This window comes from Arthrobacter sp. NicSoilC5, from assembly GCF_019977395.1.
Lineage (GTDB): Bacteria > Actinomycetota > Actinomycetes > Actinomycetales > Micrococcaceae > Arthrobacter.
Window position 1 is genome coordinate 2,988,571 of record NZ_AP024660.1, and the last position, 18,557, is coordinate 3,007,127.

The 18,557-nt window shown below is 63.6% G+C and carries 16 protein-coding genes, 2 tRNA genes and 1 pseudogene; 14 read left to right on the forward strand and 5 right to left on the reverse strand.

What is annotated here, in order from left to right; genetic code table 11:
• Positions 1 to 10: 10 nt before the first annotated feature.
• Genes yidD through rpmH form a run of 3 tightly spaced genes read right to left on the reverse strand, consistent with a single transcriptional unit; the run spans position 11 to position 984 of the window.
• A complete protein-coding gene (gene yidD / locus LDO22_RS13940) occupies positions 11 to 403 on the reverse strand; it encodes a membrane protein insertion efficiency factor YidD (RefSeq protein ID WP_224023941.1) in 393 nt (130 codons plus the stop codon).
• On the reverse strand, positions 396 to 806 hold the full coding sequence (gene rnpA, locus LDO22_RS13945) for a ribonuclease P protein component (RefSeq protein ID WP_224023943.1): 411 nt from the start codon (positions 804 to 806) through the stop codon (positions 396 to 398). Before rnpA ends, yidD begins: the two co-directional genes overlap by 8 nt.
• Positions 807 to 846: 40 nt before the next feature.
• Positions 847 to 984: a 50S ribosomal protein L34 gene (gene rpmH, locus LDO22_RS13950; protein WP_003800212.1), complete on the reverse strand. Its 138-nt coding sequence runs from the start codon at positions 982 to 984 to the stop codon at positions 847 to 849.
• A gap of 470 nt (positions 985 to 1,454) precedes the next feature.
• Here rpmH and dnaA point away from each other — a divergent pair, with 470 nt between their 5' ends.
• From dnaA to LDO22_RS14010, 12 genes and pseudogenes are all read left to right on the forward strand, one after another.
• Positions 1,455 to 2,876: a chromosomal replication initiator protein DnaA gene (gene dnaA, locus LDO22_RS13955; protein WP_224023945.1), complete on the forward strand. Its 1,422-nt coding sequence runs from the start codon at positions 1,455 to 1,457 to the stop codon at positions 2,874 to 2,876.
• 537 nt (positions 2,877 to 3,413) lie between these two features.
• Positions 3,414 to 4,538 carry a DNA polymerase III subunit beta gene (gene dnaN / locus LDO22_RS13960; RefSeq protein ID WP_224023948.1) on the forward strand — a complete coding sequence of 375 codons (1,125 nt, stop codon included), beginning with the start codon at positions 3,414 to 3,416 and terminating at the stop codon, positions 4,536 to 4,538.
• 85 nt (positions 4,539 to 4,623) lie between these two features.
• Positions 4,624 to 5,532 (forward strand): annotated as a pseudogene (gene gnd, locus LDO22_RS13965) (phosphogluconate dehydrogenase (NAD(+)-dependent, decarboxylating)); the annotation flags it as partial.
• Positions 5,533 to 5,577: 45 nt separating this feature from the next.
• On the forward strand, positions 5,578 to 6,783 hold the full coding sequence (gene recF / locus LDO22_RS13970; protein ID WP_224023951.1) for a DNA replication/repair protein RecF: 1,206 nt from the start codon (positions 5,578 to 5,580) through the stop codon (positions 6,781 to 6,783).
• Positions 6,773 to 7,327 carry a DciA family protein gene (locus LDO22_RS13975; protein ID WP_224023953.1) on the forward strand — a complete coding sequence of 185 codons (555 nt, stop codon included), beginning with the start codon at positions 6,773 to 6,775 and terminating at the stop codon, positions 7,325 to 7,327. Before recF ends, LDO22_RS13975 begins: the two co-directional genes overlap by 11 nt.
• Positions 7,328 to 7,705: 378 nt before the next feature.
• Complete coding sequence (gyrB, locus tag LDO22_RS13980; protein ID WP_224023955.1) at positions 7,706 to 9,793, forward strand: DNA topoisomerase (ATP-hydrolyzing) subunit B; 2,088 nt, start codon at positions 7,706 to 7,708, stop codon at positions 9,791 to 9,793.
• 55 nt (positions 9,794 to 9,848) lie between these two features.
• Positions 9,849 to 12,527: a DNA gyrase subunit A gene (gene gyrA, locus LDO22_RS13985; RefSeq protein WP_141158797.1), complete on the forward strand. Its 2,679-nt coding sequence runs from the start codon at positions 9,849 to 9,851 to the stop codon at positions 12,525 to 12,527.
• The gene (locus LDO22_RS13990; RefSeq protein ID WP_224023957.1) at positions 12,520 to 13,170 is read left to right on the forward strand and encodes a DUF3566 domain-containing protein; all 651 of its coding nucleotides are present in this window, start codon (positions 12,520 to 12,522) and stop codon (positions 13,168 to 13,170) included. The genes gyrA and LDO22_RS13990 overlap by 8 nt, the downstream gene beginning before the upstream one ends.
• 98 nt (positions 13,171 to 13,268) lie before the next feature.
• A tRNA-Ile gene (locus LDO22_RS13995) sits at positions 13,269 to 13,342 on the forward strand.
• Between the two features lie 71 nt (positions 13,343 to 13,413).
• Positions 13,414 to 13,530, forward strand: a complete 117-nt coding sequence (locus LDO22_RS14000) for a DLW-39 family protein (RefSeq protein WP_210411329.1) — start codon at positions 13,414 to 13,416, stop codon at positions 13,528 to 13,530.
• Between the two features lie 72 nt (positions 13,531 to 13,602).
• Positions 13,603 to 13,678: transfer RNA gene (locus LDO22_RS14005), tRNA-Ala, on the forward strand.
• Positions 13,679 to 13,761: 83 nt separating this feature from the next.
• Positions 13,762 to 14,718 carry a DMT family transporter gene (locus tag LDO22_RS14010; protein ID WP_224023959.1) on the forward strand — a complete coding sequence of 319 codons (957 nt, stop codon included), beginning with the start codon at positions 13,762 to 13,764 and terminating at the stop codon, positions 14,716 to 14,718.
• A gap of 3 nt (positions 14,719 to 14,721) precedes the next feature.
• Here LDO22_RS14010 and LDO22_RS14015 read toward each other — a convergent pair whose 3' ends face one another.
• A complete protein-coding gene (locus LDO22_RS14015; protein WP_159629370.1) occupies positions 14,722 to 15,597 on the reverse strand; it encodes a glycosyltransferase family 2 protein in 876 nt (291 codons plus the stop codon).
• Positions 15,598 to 15,699: 102 nt separating this feature from the next.
• Positions 15,700 to 16,641 carry a hypothetical protein gene (locus LDO22_RS14020; protein WP_159629368.1) on the reverse strand — a complete coding sequence of 314 codons (942 nt, stop codon included), beginning with the start codon at positions 16,639 to 16,641 and terminating at the stop codon, positions 15,700 to 15,702.
• A gap of 154 nt (positions 16,642 to 16,795) precedes the next feature.
• Here LDO22_RS14020 and LDO22_RS14025 point away from each other — a divergent pair, with 154 nt between their 5' ends.
• Together LDO22_RS14025 and LDO22_RS14030 are read left to right on the forward strand one after the other, a co-directional pair.
• Positions 16,796 to 17,341 carry a peptidylprolyl isomerase gene (locus LDO22_RS14025; RefSeq protein ID WP_141158792.1) on the forward strand — a complete coding sequence of 182 codons (546 nt, stop codon included), beginning with the start codon at positions 16,796 to 16,798 and terminating at the stop codon, positions 17,339 to 17,341.
• A 9-nt stretch (positions 17,342 to 17,350) separates the two neighbouring features.
• Positions 17,351 to 18,229: a rhomboid family intramembrane serine protease gene (locus tag LDO22_RS14030; protein WP_224023961.1), complete on the forward strand. Its 879-nt coding sequence runs from the start codon at positions 17,351 to 17,353 to the stop codon at positions 18,227 to 18,229.
• Positions 18,230 to 18,557: the final 328 nt, after the last annotated feature.

Genomic DNA, 18,557 nt, shown 5'->3' on the forward strand with positions numbered 1-18,557 from the left:
TCCCTATTCGTCAGGCCGCACTGCGGCCTTCTTCATCAGTCCGAGCAACCAGGTACCTGTCCGGATTGTTCAGCACAACAATTGTGGGGGTCTGGCCTGGAGGCCATTCCCGGCCGCCGGCGGGGACGTGGTCCACTCCACCGGCGTTCCATGGGTGGCAGTGGCCAAGCCGGCGCGCGGCAAGCCAGCTTCCCTTGACCGCGCCGTGGACGGTGACCGCTTCAAGGGCATAGGCCGAGCATGAAGGGAAGAACCGGCAGACCGGACCGTACAAGGGAGAAACCACCTTGCGGTAGGCCATCAGCAGAAGGATGAGGATGTTCCGGGGCAGGTTCCAGAGGAACTTCCCGACGGCGGCAAACACTGTGCAGAGACGGGCGACGACGGCGGTGGCGTTAGGCACGCGGTGTCCCCTCCTGTGTTGTACCGGCTGAACCCCTGGCAGCAGCCCGCGAAGGGCGGCCGGCCAGCCGGTTCAGCGTAGATTCCAGTGCAGCGTTGTAGTCCGACAGCAGCTGGTCCCAGCTGGCGGAAGCGGACGCAGGAAGCGCCCGCACCACGATAGCGAGTCCTGTGCCGTGCTCGCGCAACGAGGCAGCACCCGCTTCTCTCAGTCTCCTCTTAACGAGGTTCCTGACCACAGCGTTCCCTACACTCTTGGAAACAATGAACCCGATCCGGCTGGGTTCGTCGGCAGCAATGGCTGCCGCATATAACACTACGTTCCGGCGCCCATTGCGGACACCGGAACGTACAGTTGTTGAAAAATCAGTTGAGGTCCTCAGGCGGTTGCGGGTGGCCAGCACCTTAAACTCGCAAAGGGATGTCTACCGATAAGCCAGTTATTTAGGCCGACAGTTCGGTGCGGCCCTTGCCACGACGGGCTGCCAGGATGGCACGGCCGGCACGGGTACGCATACGAAGGCGGAAGCCGTGCTTCTTGGCTCGACGGCGGTTATTCGGCTGAAAAGTCCGCTTGCTCACGTTAGTTACTCCAGTGGATCAAAGGTGCGCCCACCCGATCAGTAATGGGGAAGAACTGGCCGACGCTAAGTTTTGTATATGCACGCTTCCCCCGGCTGCTCCAGGCGCGTTGCGCTTGGATGTTCAGATGGGGCCAAAAAGCGGACACAAAGGACTTCACAACGTTAGGGCAATCTGCAAGCCCGAGTCAAACCGGGGCGGCCCATCACGGCTGTCCCCAGCTGTTCCTAACTATCCCCAACAGCCTGTGGATGAAGTGGCTCACAGGGGTGCTTCCGGAACCACAACCGTGTAATTATCCACAGCCGGATAGCCAGCTATCTTCTAGGCTTTTCATCCCCTAGAGTGTCCCAGTAGCCGATTATCCACGGACTGTGCATAACCCTGTGGATTAAGCTGGGCCAGCACCCTGGTTCCGGACTTGGGGCTGCAGGCAATGCAGGCATAGCAAGTTTTGAGGGAACCGATTGATGACAGTAGACGAAGCCAACCACGCCAATACTGTCGGAAGTTCCTGGCGCCGGGTTGTCAGCCTGCTGGAACAGGACCACCGCGTAACACCGCGCCAGCGTGGCTTTGTCATCCTCGCCCAGGCGCAGGGCCTCATTGGTTCCACGCTCCTGGTCGCCGTACCCAACGAACTCACCCGCGAGGTGCTCCAGACCCAGGTCAAGGAAGCCCTCGACGATGCACTGCACAATGTCTTCTCCGAAGACATCCGCTGCGCCATCGATGTGGACACCGATCTGGTCCCCCTCCACGAGGAACCCGAACCCATCGTCGAGCCGGCTTTCGCACCGGACCAGGTCATCGAGCAGAAACCGCAGCCCATGCTGCCCAGCACCTCGCACGAATTCGGCCGGCTGAACCCCAAGTACGTCTTTGACACCTTCGTGATTGGTTCCTCGAACCGTTTCGCCCACGCTGCCGCCGTTGCTGTTGCCGAAGCACCTGCCAAGGCATACAACCCGCTCTTCATCTATGGTGACTCCGGTCTGGGCAAGACCCACCTCCTGCACGCCATCGGCCACTACGCCCGGCGCCTGTACAGCGGGATCCGCGTCCGATACGTAAATTCCGAAGAGTTCACCAACGACTTCATTAACTCCATCCGTGATGATGAGGGCACGAGCTTCAAGACGACCTACCGCAATGTGGACGTCCTGCTGATCGATGACATCCAGTTCCTGGCCGGCAAGGACCGGACGCTGGAGGAGTTCTTCCACACCTTCAATGCCCTGCACAACAACAACAAGCAGGTGGTCATCACCTCGGACCAGCCGCCCAAGCTGCTGGCCGGCTTCGAGGACCGCATGAAGTCGCGTTTTGAGTGGGGCCTGCTGACGGACATCCAGCCGCCGGAACTTGAGACCCGAATCGCCATCCTCCGCAAGAAGGCGCTCAGCGAGGGCCTGTCGGCGCCGGATGATGCCCTCGAGTACATCGCATCCAAGATCTCCAGCAACATCCGCGAGCTTGAAGGTGCACTGATCAGGGTGACGGCGTTCGCCAGCCTGAACCGCCAGCCGGTGGACGTGGCCCTTGCCGAGATGGTCCTGAAGGACCTGATTACCGACGACGGCGCCCAGGAGATCACGTCCGCCCAGATCCTCCAGCAGACAGCTGACTACTTCAAGCTCAGCATGGAGGAACTCTGCAGCAAATCCCGGACCCGGACGCTGGTGACCGCACGCCAGATCGCCATGTACCTCTGCCGGGAGCTGACGGACATGTCACTTCCCAAGATCGGCCAGGAACTCGGCGGCCGCGACCACACCACCGTCATCCATGCCGACCGGAAGATCCGCGAGCTGATGGCGGAGCGCCGTGTGATCTACAACCAGGTGACCGAGCTGACCAACCGGATCAAACAGCAACAGCGCGACTCCTGAATCCACACCGCGCCCGGCACTCTATACCTTATTAACAGGGGCATGTGGATAAGCCTGTGGATACTTAAGGGGACAAGCGCGGTTAATGGGCTTAAAACCCTTAAGCCGTCTGTGGATCGTTAAAAATGGCCCTTTGCGTTGTCCCCATCCACACCCTGTTTAAAACCCACTAACGCACAGCGGGTGAACAGGGCTTAAGCGCGGAACCACGCGGCAGGACCGGGTTATCCACAGTTTCCACAGCAGTTATTAACACTACTAATCCCAAAAAATTGAAATCCCTCACACAACAAGAACGATCCGCGCATCCGACACAGGGGGCCTGCCGGCCCCCGGCGGACTGGACCGGACCCTGGGGGATGGGTTAATCCCCGATCTTCCGGCTAAGCTGTCAGCAGCGCTCCCATCCCTGGGTTTTCGTGTGGTTTCCGTTTTCGCGGACCATGCACCAGCCGGGGTGCGCCCAACTTCTTCCGGAGTTTCCTGCGAAATTCCCGGGTTTCACATGGCAGCAGCAATGAAAGGCGGCACCCTTCCGTGAAGTTCAGAGTCGATCGGGACGTCCTGGCAGAAGCCGTCACCTGGACAGCCCGGTCGTTGTCTCCGCGGCCGCCCGTGCCCGTCCTCTCCGGCCTGCTTTTGAAGGCTGAAGCAGGAACCGTCAGCCTTTCGAGCTTCGACTACGAGACTTCGGCGCGGCTCGAAATCACCGCAGACATCAGGGATGAAGGCACCATCCTGGTATCCGGCCGGCTGCTCGCGGACATCTGCCGCAGCCTGCCCTCTGCTCCCGTGGACGTGGAAACCGACGGCAACAAGGTCACGCTCACTTGCCGTCGAAGCAGCTTCCATCTCGCGACCATGCCTGAAGCCGAATACCCGCCCCTGCCGTCCCTGCCGGCCATCAGCGGAACCGTCCCGGGAGATGCTTTTGCCCAGGCCGTCTCACAGGTCATCATCGCGGCAAGCAAGGACGACACTCTCCCCATCCTCACGGGTGTGCGAATGGAGATCGAGGACGATCTGATCACGCTGCTGGCCACCGACCGTTACCGGCTCGCCATGCGCGAAGTTCCGTGGAAGCCGGTCACGCCAGGCATCTCCACCAGCGCCCTGGTCAAGGCCAAAACCCTCAACGAGGTAGCCAAAACGCTTGGTAACAGCGGCGACATCAACCTCGCCCTGTCCGACGACGACAGCCGGCTCATCGGCTTCGAAAGCGGGGGGCGCACCACCACGTCACTGCTGGTGGACGGGGACTACCCCAAGATCCGCTCTCTGTTCCCCGAGTCCACCCCCATCCACGCCACCGTCCAGACCCAGGAGCTCGTTGAAGCTGTCCGCCGTGTATCCCTCGTGGCAGAGCGCAACACTCCGGTCAGGCTTGCCTTCACCGCGGGGCTGCTGAACCTCGATGCCGGCACCGGTGAGGACGCCCAGGCATCGGAAGAACTCGAAGCCCAGCTGTCCGGTGATGACATCACGGTCGCTTTCAACCCGCATTACCTGATCGAGGGACTCAGCGTCATCGAGACCAGGTTTGTCCGGTTCTCCTTCACCACAGCTCCCAAGCCCGCCATGATCACGGCCCAGGCGGACGCAGACGGCGAAGACCAGGATGACTACCGCTACCTGGTGATGCCGGTCCGGCTTCCCAACTAGTTCCCATCGGCTCCCAGCCTTCGCAAGCTCAGGCCGGGCACCTCGCCGATGGGGCCCTACCCACCGCCAACCCCGTTCCTCCCACTTAGCGCAGAAAAGAGTTCCACTCATGCACATTGGACTGATCGGCCTCGGCAAAATGGGGTTCAACATGCGTGAGCGCCTCCGCAAGGGAGGACTGGAAGTCACCGGTTACGACCGGAACCCGGACGTTACTGATGCTGCCAGCGTCGATGAGCTGATCGCCGCTGTACCGGCGCCCCGGATCATCTGGGTGATGGTGCCCTCGGGCCCCATCACGGACGCCGTCATCACTGAACTCAGCGAAAAGCTGGAAACCGGCGACCTTGTCATTGACGGCGGCAACTCCCGATTCACCGAGGACCAGAAGCACGGCGAACTCCTCGCCGCCAAGGGAATCCGCTTCGCGGACTGCGGCGTGTCCGGCGGAGTCTGGGGCCTGCAGAACGGCTACGGACTCATGGCCGGCGGCGACGCCGCGGACATCGAACGTGCCCTGCCTGTCTTCGATGCGCTGCGTCCCGAAGGTGAAAGGGCGGACAGCTTTGTCCACGTCGGCGGCATCGGGGCAGGCCACTACGCCAAGATGGTCCACAACGGAATCGAATACGGCCTCATGCAGGCCTACGCCGAAGGCTACGAACTGCTCGCCGCCAAGGACATCGTCACCGATCTCCCCGGCACGTTCAGGGCATGGCAAAAGGGAACGGTAGTCCGTTCATGGCTCCTTGACCTTATGGTGAAGGCCCTTGACGAAGATCCCGGTTTGGCCTCCATTGACGACTACGTGGAGGATTCCGGCGAAGGCCGGTGGACCGTGGAGGAAGCCATCGCCAACGCGGTCCCCGCCCCGGCCATCACCGCCGCGCTGTTCGCCCGGTTCGCATCCCGGGAAGACACCTCGCCCGCCATGAAGATGGTTTCCGCGCTGCGCCACCAATTCGGCGGCCACGCAACCCGCCCCGCCAAGTAGCACCCACCGGGGACCAGCAGAGTTCCCAGAATTGCCGAAAACCGCGTGTATCTGGAACACCTTTCCCTGACCGACTTCCGCAGTTACGCCCAGGTTGACCTCACCCTGGGACCGGGCGTCACCGTCCTGGTAGGTTACAACGGCATCGGCAAGACCAACCTGATGGAGGCCATCGGGTACCTGGCCACGCTCAGTTCCCACCGGGTCAGCTCGGACGCGCCCCTGCTCAGGTTCGGGACGGAACGTGCCCTGGTCCGCGCGCGGCTGGTCCGGGGCACGCAGACCACGGTCCTTGAGCTGGAGATCAACGCCGGCCGCGCCAACCGGGGACGCATCAACCGCAGCAACCCGGTCCGGGCCCGCGACATACTCGGCATCTGCCAGACAGTCCTGTTTGCCCCCGAGGACCTGGCACTGGTCAAGGGGGATCCATCAAACCGGCGCCGCTTCCTGGACGAGTTGCTGGCAAGCCTTATCCCGCACCACGCTGCCACCCGCAGCGACTATGACCGGGTCTTGAAACAACGCAACGCCCTGCTCAAATCGGCCCGCGCCGGCAGGTTCACCACAGCACACGAATCCACCCTGGACGTGTGGGACCAGCACATGGCCCGGGCGGGCGCGGAGTTGCTGCACGCGCGCCTGGAACTGGTTGAACGGCTCCGCCCGCACCTTGCCCGGGCCTATGCCCAACTCACGGACGCGTCCAAGCCGGCGGATGCCACCTACCGGTCAACGCTCCAAAGCCAGATGGACGACGACGGCGTCCCGGCGGGAAGCGCGCAGCGCTCCCCAGCAGGAGGTACTGCAGACGGCCAGGATGATCTCCGGCTTCTCTCCGTGGAACAGCTCACCGAACGCTACGTGCAGGCATTCGCTGAATCCCGCAAGAAAGAACTGGAACGGGGCATATCCCTGGTTGGCCCGCACCGCGACGAACTGGAGCTCATGCTCGGGCAGGCACCCGCCAAGGGATACGCGTCGCATGGGGAGACCTGGTCCATGTGCCTGTCCCTCCGGCTGGCCTCGTACTACGTGATGCTTGACGACGCCCGGACCGGAGGTTCTGCTCCCATCCTCATCCTGGACGACGTCTTTGCCGAACTGGACGTCCAGCGGCGGCGTAAACTGGCGGCAATAGTCTCCGGCGCGGAACAGGTCCTGGTGACCGCCGCCGTCGACGCCGATATTCCGGAAGAACTGTCCGGGCGGCGGGTGAAGGTCATCCCGGGAGGTATCGATGAGCAGTGACCAGGGCGGCGGGCTCCAGCCCGGCCGCGAGCCTGACGACATCGATGCGCCGCAGGCGGCGCTGAACCGGATGCGGGAAGCCGCGGCAGCACGCGGCGAAGTCCGGCGGAAAGTTGCACGGCCCGGTTCCGCAAAGGCTAAAGGCAGTATCCGGGACACCCGCGGCTTCAGCCAGTTCCACGCCACCGGCCGGGACCCGTTGGGCCTGGGGAAGGTGGTAGGACGGCTGGTGGCGGAGCGGGGCTGGACCTCACCTGTGGCTGTCGGCTCGGTCATGGCGGAGTGGTCCACGCTGGTGGGGCCGGAAATCTCTGCCCACTGCACCCCGGAAAGCTTCACCGACACCACCCTGCACGTGCGGTGCGATTCCACTGCCTGGGCCACCCAACTCCGTCTCCTGAGCAGCAGCCTGCTCGACAAATTCCGCCGTGAACTGGGAGACGGGGTGGTCACCAGCATCCAGGTGCTGGGACCCTCCGCACCAAGCTGGCGCAAGGGCGGACGCAGTGTCAACGGCCGTGGTCCGCGGGACACGTACGGATAGGTCAGGACGGCAGCTCTTGAAACTGCGCGCAACGGCGTGTAGGGCGCTGTAAGGACCGCAGCGTGTATAGGCACCCGGAGGGCGTACCGCTGGGCCGCCCTAGGCGTGGCCAAGAGCCTCGCACAGCCATATTCAGTGGCGCTGAAGGCCCCGGAATGCGGGGATATGTCCTGGTTCACGGTAGAATTGATGCAGATAACTGGGCGCGGATGAAACGTTGACTTCAGTCCGTTCTGCGCGCGCTCTCCGCGCGCGGGGCGCGGACCACCAACCGTCAGCAGGTCACCGGCGCCATAAGTTTGTGCCTGTTGGCGGGTGGCTTTTCCCTGGGAAAGGCACCGGCCGGCCATCATCGAGAACAGAGGAGTCGCAGCGCCTGTGGCTAACGACAATACAGATATTCTGGCAGCAGATACAGCAGTCGAGGATGGCCGCACCCCTGATACTCCACCCACGGCAGCCACGCCAAGGGAATACGGCGCCAGTGACATCACCGTGCTGGAGGGCCTTGAAGCTGTCCGCAAGCGTCCGGGCATGTACATCGGCTCCACCGGACCCCGTGGCCTGCACCACCTGGTCTACGAAGTGGTGGACAACTCGGTGGATGAGGCGCTGGCCGGTTACTGCAGCCATATCGAGATCGTCCTGCAGGCCGATGGCGGCGTGAAAGTGGTCGATGACGGCCGCGGCATTCCGGTGGATATGCACCCCACGGAACACAAACCCACCGTCGAGGTGGTCATGACCATCCTGCACGCGGGCGGCAAGTTCGGCGGCGGCGGATACGCCGTTTCCGGTGGCCTGCACGGCGTGGGCATCTCGGTGGTCAACGCACTGTCCAGCCGCGTGGATACCGAAGTGCGCCGCCAGGGGCACGTGTGGCGGATGTCCTTCGCTGACGGCGGCAAGCCGCAGGGCAGCCTGGTCCAGGGCGAAGAGACGGACGCCACCGGCACCACCCAGACCTTCTACCCGGACCCCGCGATCTTCGAAACCACCGAGTTCGATTTCGAAACGCTGCGCGCCCGCTTCCAGCAGATGGCTTTCCTGAACAAGGGACTGCGGATCACCCTGACGGATGAGCGCGCGCCAGCCGGGGACGACGCCGACGGCGACCTGGACCTTGACGACCTCAGCACCGAGGGTGAAGTCAGCGCCGAACACCGCACCGTGGTGTACCAATACAACGAAGGCCTGCTGGACTACGTCAGGCACCTGAACTCGGGCAAAAAGGTTGAGGTGGTCCACGAGGACGTCATCGCCTTTGAAACCGAGGACACCGAGCGCAAGATCGCCCTGGAAATGGCCATGCAGTGGACCAGCGCCTATTCCGAAAGCGTCCACACCTACGCCAACACCATCAACACCCATGAGGGTGGCACGCACGAAGAAGGCTTCCGCGCTGCCATGACCTCCCTTATCAACCGGTATGCCCGCGAAAAAGGCATTATCAAGGAGAAAGACGACAACCTCACGGGCGACGACATCCGCGAGGGCCTCACCGCAGTCATCTCGGTCAAGCTGGCCGAGCCCCAGTTCGAGGGCCAGACCAAGACCAAGCTCGGCAACTCCGAGGTCAAGGGCTTCGTCCAGCGCGTGGTCACCGACGGGCTGGGCGACTGGCTGGAGCGCAACCCCGGCCCCGCCCGCGACGTGATCCGCAAAGCGATTTCCGCCGCGCAGGCCAGGATGGCTGCGCGCAAGGCCCGCGACAATGCCCGGCGCAAGAGCCCGCTGGAGTCCTTTGGCATGCCCGGCAAGCTTTCGGACTGTTCCTCAAAGGACCCGGAAAAGTGCGAGGTCTACATCGTGGAGGGTGACTCGGCCGGTGGTTCCGCCAAGCGCGGCCGCAACCCCGAGACCCAGGCCATCCTTCCCCTCCGCGGCAAGATCCTCAATGTGGAGCGCGCACGCCTGGACAAGGCCCTGGGCAACGCAGAAGTGCAGTCCATGATCACTGCCTTCGGTACCGGCATCGGCGAGGACTTCGACCTGGCCAAGCTGCGGTACCACAAGATCGTGCTCATGGCAGATGCCGACGTGGACGGCCAGCACATCACTACGCTGCTGATGACCCTGCTGTTCCGTTACATGCGGCCCCTGATCGAGAACGGCTACGTGTACCTGGCCCAGCCCCCGCTGTACCGGATCAAGTGGTCCAACGCCCCGCATGACTACGTGTACAGCGACCGCGAACGCGACGCCAAGCTCGTGTCGGGCCAGGCCGCCGGGCGCCGCATCCCCAAGGACAACGGCATCCAGCGCTACAAGGGCCTTGGCGAGATGGACTACACCGAGCTGTGGGACACCACCATGGACCCCGACCACCGCACCCTGCTGCAGGTGACCATGGACGACGCCCTGGCTGCCGACCAGATCTTCTCCGTCCTCATGGGCGAAGACGTCGAATCCCGCCGCAACTTCATCCAGCAGAACGCCAAGGACGTCCGGTTCCTGGACATCTAAGGATCCGCTCCAAAGTATTCGGAACCAGACATATACCTGAAACGGAAAATAACTAATGAGCGACGAAATCCCCGAGAACTCCGCCCCTGAGGGCGGAACTCCGGACACCGTTCTTGAAGGCGACGTGCTGATCGACCGCGTGGAACAGGTGGACCTGCAGACGGAAATGCAGCGGTCCTACCTGGACTACGCCATGGCCGTCATCGTGGGCCGTGCCCTTCCCGACGTCCGCGATGGCCTCAAGCCCGTGCACCGCCGCGTGCTGTACGCGATGTTCGACGGCGGTTACCGCCCCGACCGGTCCTTCAACAAGTGCGCCCGCGTGGTGGGCGAGGTCATGGGCCAGTACCACCCCCACGGCGACACTGCGATCTACGACGCCCTGGTGCGCCTCATCCAGGACTGGACCATGCGCTACCCGCTGGCGCTGGGGCAGGGAAACTTCGGATCCCCCGGCAACGACGGCGCTGCCGCACCGCGGTATACCGAAACCAAGATGGCGCCGCTGGCCATGGAAATGGTCCGGGACATCGACGAGGAGACCGTCGATTTCCAGGACAACTATGACGGCAAAAACCAGGAACCCACCATCCTGCCGGCCAGGTTCCCCAACCTGCTGGTCAACGGTTCTTCAGGTATCGCCGTGGGCATGGCTACCAACATCCCGCCGCACAACCTCCGGGAAGTAGCCGACGGCGTGCAGTGGTACCTCTCCAACCCGGGTGCCACGCGCGAGGAACTCCTCGAGGAATTGCTGGTGCGGGTCAAGGGCCCGGATTTCCCCACCGGAGCCACCATCCTTGGCCACAAGGGCATCGAAGACGCCTACCGCACCGGCCGCGGATCGGTCACTATGCGCGCAGTAGTTGCCGTGGAGGAACTGCAGGGCCGCACGTGCCTGGTGGTCACCGAACTTCCGTACCAGGCCAACCCGGACAACCTGGCCATCAAGATCGCCGAACTGGTCAAGGACGGCAAGATCCAGGGCATTGCCGACCTCCGGGATGAAACGTCCGGACGCACCGGCCAGCGCCTGGTGATCGTGCTGAAGCGCGACGCCGTGCCCAAGGTGGTGCTGAACAACCTCTACAAGCACACCGAGCTGCAGAGCAACTTCTCCGCCAACATGCTGGCCATCGTGGACGGCGTGCCCCGGACACTGAGCCTTGATGCGTTCATCCGCCACTGGGTCACGCACCAGATGGACGTTATCGCCCGCCGCACCCGGTACCGCCTGCGCAAGGCGGAGGAAGAAGCCCACATCCTTCGGGCCCTCCTCAAGGCGCTGGACATGCTGGACGAGGTCATTGCCCTCATCCGCGCTTCCAGCACCACCGAGGCCGCACGGGACGGGCTGATGGAGCTGCTGGACATTGATGAGCTGCAGGCCCGGGCCATCCTGGACATGCAGCTGCGCCGCCTGGCCGCCCTGGAACGCCAGCGGATCCAGGAGAAGCACGCAGAACTCGAAGCCCTGATTACCGAATACAAGGAAATCCTGGGGTCGGAGCAGCGCCAGCGCGAGATCATCAGCACTGAGCTGGGCGAGATCGTGGACAAGCACGGCGATGACCGGCGCACCAGGATCCTCATGGGCTACGACGGCGACATGTCCATGGAGGACCTCATCCCCGAAGAGGAGATGGTGGTCACCATCACCCGCGGCGGCTACGTCAAGCGCACCCGCAGCGACAACTACCGGTCGCAGCAGCGCGGCGGCAAGGGCATCAAGGGGGCCCAGCTGCGTGGTGACGATGTGGTGGAGCACTTCTTCGTCACCACCACCCACCACTGGCTGCTGTTCTTCACCAACCTGGGCCGGGTCTACCGCGCCAAGGCGTACGAGCTGATGGAAGCGGGCAGGGACGCCAAGGGCCAGCACGTTGCCAACCTGATGGCATTCCAGCCCGACGAACACATCGCCCAGGTGCTGGACCTCAAGGACTACCAGCAGGCGCCGTACCTGGTGCTCGCCACCAAGAGGGGCCTGGTGAAGAAGACCAGGCTGGAGGACTACGACACGAACCGTTCGGCAGGCGTGATCGCGATCAACCTGCGTGACGGCGACGAACTGGTCTCCGCCCAGCTTGTCTCGGAAACCGACGACCTCTTCCTGGTGTCCCGCAAGGGCCAGTCCATCCGCTTCACCGCCACCGATGACGCACTGCGCCCCATGGGACGTGCCACATCCGGCGTTACCGGCATGAAGTTCCGCGAGGACGACGAACTGCTGGCCGCGGACGTGGTCACCGACGGTTCGTTCGTGTTCATCGTGACCGAAGGCGGGTACGCCAAGCGCACGGCGGTGGAGGAATACCGCCTGCAGGGCCGTGGCGGACTGGGTATCAAGGTCGGCAAATACCAGGAAGAGCGCGGCCACCTCGTGGGTGCACTGATCGTCCAGGAAGAAGATGAAGTCCTCGTGGTCATGGAAGGCGGCAAGGTTGTCCGTTCCTCCGTTGCCGGGGTTCCTGCCAAGGGCCGCGACACCATGGGCGTCATCTTCGCCAAACCGGACAAGAATGACCGGATTATCGAGGTGGCGCGCAACAGCGAACGCGGTCTTGAGGACGAGGAATCCGCCGGGGATGACGTAACGTTGGCTGAAGATGGCGGGACCGCTGGGGAATCCGCCGCGCCAGCAATGGCAGAAGAATCACCGGCCGTTGAGTCAGAGGACGCCTCGGGCGACGCTGAGCCGAACGAAGACAACACGGAGGTAACGAGTGAGTAATTCCGACTCATTTCCCAAGCCGAACAGTACTGTTCCCGACGGGAACCGGCCTTCAGCGGCACCCCGCGTGAACGCCCCCGTTCGTCCGCAGCAGCGCCCCGGTGCGCCGGCCGGCGCTCCGGGCCAGCGCCCCGCCGTCCCTGGCCAGCGGCCGCAGCAGGGCGACCGCCCCGTGCAGCCCGGCCAGCGCCCCTTCCAGGGCCAGCCCGGACAGCGTCCTGCACAGGGCGCCTCCAGTCAGGGAACCCCTGGCCTGGTGAAGCCGGCGCCGAAGGCAAAGGTCCGCCGGGCCCGGCTCCTGATCAGCAAGGTGGACCCGTGGTCCGTCCTGAAGATGGCATTCCTGCTGTCCGTGGCACTGGGGATCGTGACTGTGGTGGCCGCCATTGTCCTGTGGACGGTCCTGGACCTCACCGGGATCTTTGACCAGGTGGACAGCCTGCTGGGCACGCTCGCCGGCTCGGAAAGCGGCGGCTTCGAGCTGAAGAAGGTGGCTTCGCTGGGCCAGGTTGCGTCGTTCGCCACCATCATTGCCGTGGTCAACGTGGTCCTGCTGACGGCACTGTCCATGCTTTCCGCTGTCCTCTACAACATCTCCGCCACCCTGGTGGGCGGCATTGGCGTGACCCTCACCGACGATTAGGAAGCCATTTTCGCCGGGCCCGCACCGGTGAAAAGGCCCGATTTGAGATCGGGCCGGGGTGTGCTGTAAAGTCATGTCTCGGCCCGATGAGGGATTGAGGGCGTATAGCTCAGGCGGTTAGAGCGCTTCGCTGATAACGAAGAGGTCCCAGGTTCAAGTCCTGGTACGCCCACGGAACTTGTGCAGGTTTCAAACGGAGGTTTGGTCCGGAGTTATCCGGTACCGGATCGGAACGGGGAGCATGTGAAGAAGTTGCTTGTACTGGCAGCGGCAATCGCAGGCTTCCTGGTCTACCGGAAGGCACAGGAATCCGAAGCCCGGAAAACAGTCTGGAGCAAGTCAACCGATACGGTGGACTAGGCCGGACACCCGCTCCGGGAGCCTGTCAAGGGCTCCCTGGTTCTAGGGTATGATGGACGGGTTGCTTCTTATGGGGGCATGGCGCAATTGGTAGCGCACCTGCTTTGCAAGCAGGGGGTTCGGGGTTCGAGTCCCCGTGCCTCCACCATAAGGAAGTCCCGGTCAGCGGAAACGCCGGCCGGGACTTTTTGCTTTCCATCTGCGCAATGAACCAGTACCAAGGGGGCGGCATTGAACTTCTTCTTCGCGGCACTGGGAGTCCTGGGCGTTGCATCATCCGGGCCCTTGATCGCGGCCACGCTCGGCGCCACAAGTGTCAGCGCCCTTGCCATCGCCTTCTGGCGCAACGCCATCGGCGCGGCCGTCATGGCCTCCCCCACCCTGGTCCGGGAACCCGGCCAGTTCCGCAGGATCAGCCGCAGCGAGTTCCGCTGGTCGATGCTGGCAGCCGTCGCGCTTGCCCTGCACTTCGCCTGCTTCATCACATCCCTCCAGCTGACATCCGTAGCAGCCGCCACCGCCCTGGTCTGCCTGCAGTCAGCCTGGATTGCCGTCTTCCAGCTCTTCCGCGGCATCCGCCACCGCTGGCAGGTCCTGGCGGGGCTGGGAATCGCCTTTGGCGGGGTCGTGGCGATCACCGGCTTCGACATGGGCTCTTCCCCGCAGGCCCTCACGGGAGACCTGCTGGCGATGGCTGGCGGCGCCCTTGCCGGCCTTTACACGCTCGCGGGTGGCAAGGCACGGCAGAGCATGACAACAGGAACCTACACCACGCTCTGCTACGGAATGTGCGCCGCTCTCGTGGCCGTCCTTGCCTTGTTCGCGGGCCAGCCCCTGGCGGGGTTTGAGCCGGCCGGGTGGCTGGGCATCGCAGCAATCACCGTCTGTGCCCAACTGGTGGGCCACACCGCCTTCAACCACCTGCTGGCCACCATGAGCCCCCTCATCGTCTCCATGATCATCCTCCTGGAAATCCCGGGGGCAGCGCTGTTGGCAGCCGTGTTCCTGCACGAGACGCTGCCCGCAGGAACTTACGCCGGGCTCGGCCTGATCCTGGCGGGACTCGCCGTCGTGGTCCTCGGTCAGAGGAACAGCAGGGGCCAGGGGAATGGCAGCCGGGGCAGCCGTGGAACGGCACCGCAGGAGGAACCGCCGTCGGACCGCCTGGCCGGGTTGGGAACTGACTGAGCGCTACTGACCGCCGCGGCGGACCGGCTGGGCCGTGTTGACGGTGTGGATGGCCCTGAGGAGCTTGGCCGGAAAGTACACCGAGAAGAAAACCACCATGGGGGCCTTCAGCGCCATCTTCCTGACGTTGTGGGCTTTGTAGGTCCGGTCGAACCGGGTGACGTAGTAGCGGTAGTCCCGCGGTGAATCCTCAAGCCGCCGCGCGGACATCCCGGACACCATCTGCGGCCAGTAGCGCACCGGCAGTTCATGGTCGGCCAGGTGCAGGGACAGGTCGATGTCCTCGTGCATCTCGTCCTTCTCGTCCCGGCAGGTCTCTGAACGGATGGTCTCCCAGGCCGTGGCCCGCAGGGCCATGTTGGAGCCGAACAGGAAATGGTACTGGTGCTTGGCCAGCTTCAGCATGAGCTGGCGCATCTTGTCGTCCGCCTTGAGTCCGAACCGGCGCATCGGCATGTCGTAGTAGACCACCGGGCCGGTGGCAGCCTGGACCGACTGGTCAGCGAAGGCCTTCTGCACCTGTTCAACCCAGTCGGGTTCGACAATGGAATCAGCGTCAATCCGCCCCAGGATGTCCCCGGTGGCACTGTCCAGCCCGAAGTTCCTGGTGGGGATGAGTCCCTGTTCCCGGTCCTGGCTCAGGAGGATGATGGGGCTTTCCGGATACTCGAGCTGCATCTGGCGCACAATGTCAGCGGTCCGGTCCTTCGAAAGGTTGTCCACCACGATGATCTCGTGGGCGGGAACGGACTGGTAGATCGCAGCTATCAGGCACTGCCTGATCACGCTCTCCTCGTTGTACGCCGGGATGACGATTGACACGCGGAGCTGTACGGCTGCGTCGTTCACGGCATCCCCAGAGGATCGATTGGCTGACATCACTTCAAATCTAGCATCCGCGAAAGATGCCTCCGCGGACGGGAAGAGACACAAAAAGGGGGCCCGCCGTCAAACGGAGCCCCCTTGTGTGAATGGCGAAGATCAGGCCTGGCTGCTGCCCTTGTCTTCATCGGCAACCGTCTTGGCGCCGCCTTCGGTGTCGTCGGCAACGTGCTTGGCCTTGTCGGCGGCATCGGCTGACTTATCAGCGACCGTCCCAGCTGCGTCCCCGGCCTTGTCCGCGGCAGCACCGGCCGCGGATGCGGCTGCGGAAGTGCCCTTGTCGGCGGCGTCGGCAGTGGTTGCCTTGACGTCGCTGACGGTAGTGGCCGGAACGGGTGCCGGGGTGGGGGTGACCGGCGAGGGGGTCTTCCAGGGGTCCTCGACCGGCTTGGACGCCTTCCATGCGGCGACGCCCGCTGCAACCGCTGCGGCCACCACACCGAATATCAGCCAGCCACGCTTCTTGGGCTTCTCCGGCTGGGCAAGCTGCACGTCCATTGCGCGGCTTGCCCCTGCCGCGGCTGCTTTCAGCTGCGTGCCGGTGGCCTGGGCCTGCTCCTGGAGGGCGTGGATGATTCCCACGTCCCCAAGCTTCTGCGCCACTGCGTCAACCCGTGCCGGGGTGTTTTCCAGGGTGCGGTGAACGGCGCCGGACGCCACGCCAATCTGGTCCGAGAGCTTAGGCAGGTACTCCACCACTACCCGGTCCCGGGCGTTCAGGACCACCGGGGTGGCCTTGTCCAGGGCCTCGTGCAGCCTGGGCGATGCGCCTTCAACCACGTCATTGATCTTCGGGGCCAAATGGGCCAGTCCGTCCTGGATCCGGGGAGTCACTGTGGCAACGCCGTCGGCCAGGCTGTGGGCCGCCGTCTTCAGGCCTTCCTGGATCTTGGGAGATGCGCTGTCCAGGCCCTGCTGCAGCCGGGGAACAGCCCAGTCCACGGCAGCTTCCACCCGGGGGGCCGCCCAATCCTTGGCGTTTTCCACCGCACTGGTGACCGACTGCTCAAGGTCACGGGCAATACGATCCGATTTCTTCACAACTACCTCCCGATTAATGTGACGGTTCTGTCGCTAGCCTACGTGCCCAGATCACCTCGGGCTATTCACTCTGCGGATTTTAGGGGGATTTCACCCAGCGCGGAACTGCCCCCGCAGCCGTGGCTGCCCAGAACCGGCATGGGAGAATCAACCTATGACTGCCATCGCAACTGCAAAAGCAACCATCCACACCAGCCTCGGCGACATCGTGGTTAACCTCTTCGGCAACCACGCGCCCAAGACGGTCAAGAACTTCGTGGGCCTTTCCACCGGCGAGCAGGCCTGGACCCACCCGGAAACCGGCGAGGACAAGACCGGCACGCCGCTTTACAACGGAACCATCTTCCACCGCATCATCAAGGACTTCATGATCCAGGCCGGCGATCCCCTGGGCCGTGGAACCGGTGGCCCCGGCTACCGCTTTGACGACGAGATCCACCCTGAACTGAGCTTCAACCAGCCCTACAAGCTGGCCATGGCCAACGCCGGCATCCAGATGGGCAAGGGCACCAACGGTTCACAGTTCTTCATCACCACCATTCCCACGGACTGGCTCCAGGGCAAGCACACCATCTTCGGTGAAGTGGCTGACGAGGAGTCCAAGAAGGTCGTAGACGCCATCGAGGGTGTCCGCACCGGCATGGGTGACCGCCCGGTCGAGGACGTCACCATCAACAGCATCGACATCGAACAGCTGTAACGCCCCACCATGAGTTACGGAATTCCGTCGGCTGAGCCGTCCGCCCAGGTTCCGGTATGCCCCCGGCACCCGGACCGGCCGTCCTATGTGCGCTGCCAGCGCTGCGGGCGCCCCGCCTGCCCGGACTGCCAGCGGGCGGCCGCCGTCGGATTCCAATGCGTTGACTGCGTCAACGAGACACGACGTACGACGCCGGAAGTACGGAGCGTCTACGGCGGTGCCGTTGCCACTGGCAAACCTTTGGTGACGTACGGCATCATTGCAGCCTGCGTTGTGGTCTACGCACTGCAGATGCTTATTCCGGGGGACTGGGTATACAAACAGTTCGCGTATAACAACATCTTTGCCGCACCCCAGTACGGCGCGTTTGAGCCGTGGCGGATGGTGACCTCGGCCTTCCTCCATTCCCCGGATTCGCTGCTGCACATTCTCCTGAACATGTATACGCTGTGGATTTTCGGCCAGGCCCTGGAGCCCATCCTTGGCCGGGTCCGCTTCCTGGCGCTGTACCTTATCTCCGCCTTTGGTGGTTCAGTGGGCTACCTGCTGATGAACCCCGTGCTGGTGCCAGGGCAGGGCCTGGTGGGGCTGGTGGGCGCCTCCGGTGCCATCTTCGGCCTCTTCGGCGCCATGCTGCTGGTCCAACGGCAGCGCGGCGGGGACACACGGCAACTGTGGGTCCTTATTGCCATCAACGGCGTCATCGGCTTCCTGATTCCGCATATCGCCTGGCAGGCCCACCTGGGCGGGCTCATCACCGGCGGCCTCTGCGCCGCGGTTCTTGCCTACACGCCCCGGGGACGCCGCCAGGGCCTGCTCCAGGCATTGGGACTGGCCGCCGTTTTTGCGCTGCTTGTAGCCGCGAGCTGGGTCCGCGTGACGCTTTAGCCGCCACATATCCACGACCAACCGGAATGCCCCCGTCACCCTTGGTGACGGGGGCATTCGTGTTTTCCACAGCGCTTTTCCACAGTGTTGGTAACTTACATAGCTGTAGTTCAGGTGCTGGATCGGCCCGTCCCGGCCCTTTGCGGCTTATGCCGGGGCAACAGCCGGGCGCTTCTCCACAGTTGTGGATAACCTGTGGGGATATTGCTGTGCGTAAGTGGATAAGAGGCACTTTCCGGGCACCTCTGTGGAAAAACCGACCCATGGGATGTCCGACGAACCGCTCTGCCGACGTTCGCGGCGGGTTATCGACATCGGTATCCACACT

Coding starts and splice junctions, on each gene's coding strand:
- LDO22_RS14030 (WP_224023961.1), top strand. CDS start 17,351: ATGAGTTACGGAATTCCGTCGGCTGAGCCGTCCGCCCAGGTTCCGGTA.
- gyrA (WP_141158797.1), top strand. CDS start 9,849: ATGAGCGACGAAATCCCCGAGAACTCCGCCCCTGAGGGCGGAACTCCG.
- LDO22_RS14025 (WP_141158792.1), top strand. CDS start 16,796: ATGACTGCCATCGCAACTGCAAAAGCAACCATCCACACCAGCCTCGGC.
- dnaA (WP_224023945.1), top strand. CDS start 1,455: ATGACAGTAGACGAAGCCAACCACGCCAATACTGTCGGAAGTTCCTGG.
- LDO22_RS13975 (WP_224023953.1), top strand. CDS start 6,773: ATGAGCAGTGACCAGGGCGGCGGGCTCCAGCCCGGCCGCGAGCCTGAC.
- LDO22_RS14015 (WP_159629370.1), bottom strand. CDS start 15,597: ATGTCAGCCAATCGATCCTCTGGGGATGCCGTGAACGACGCAGCCGTA.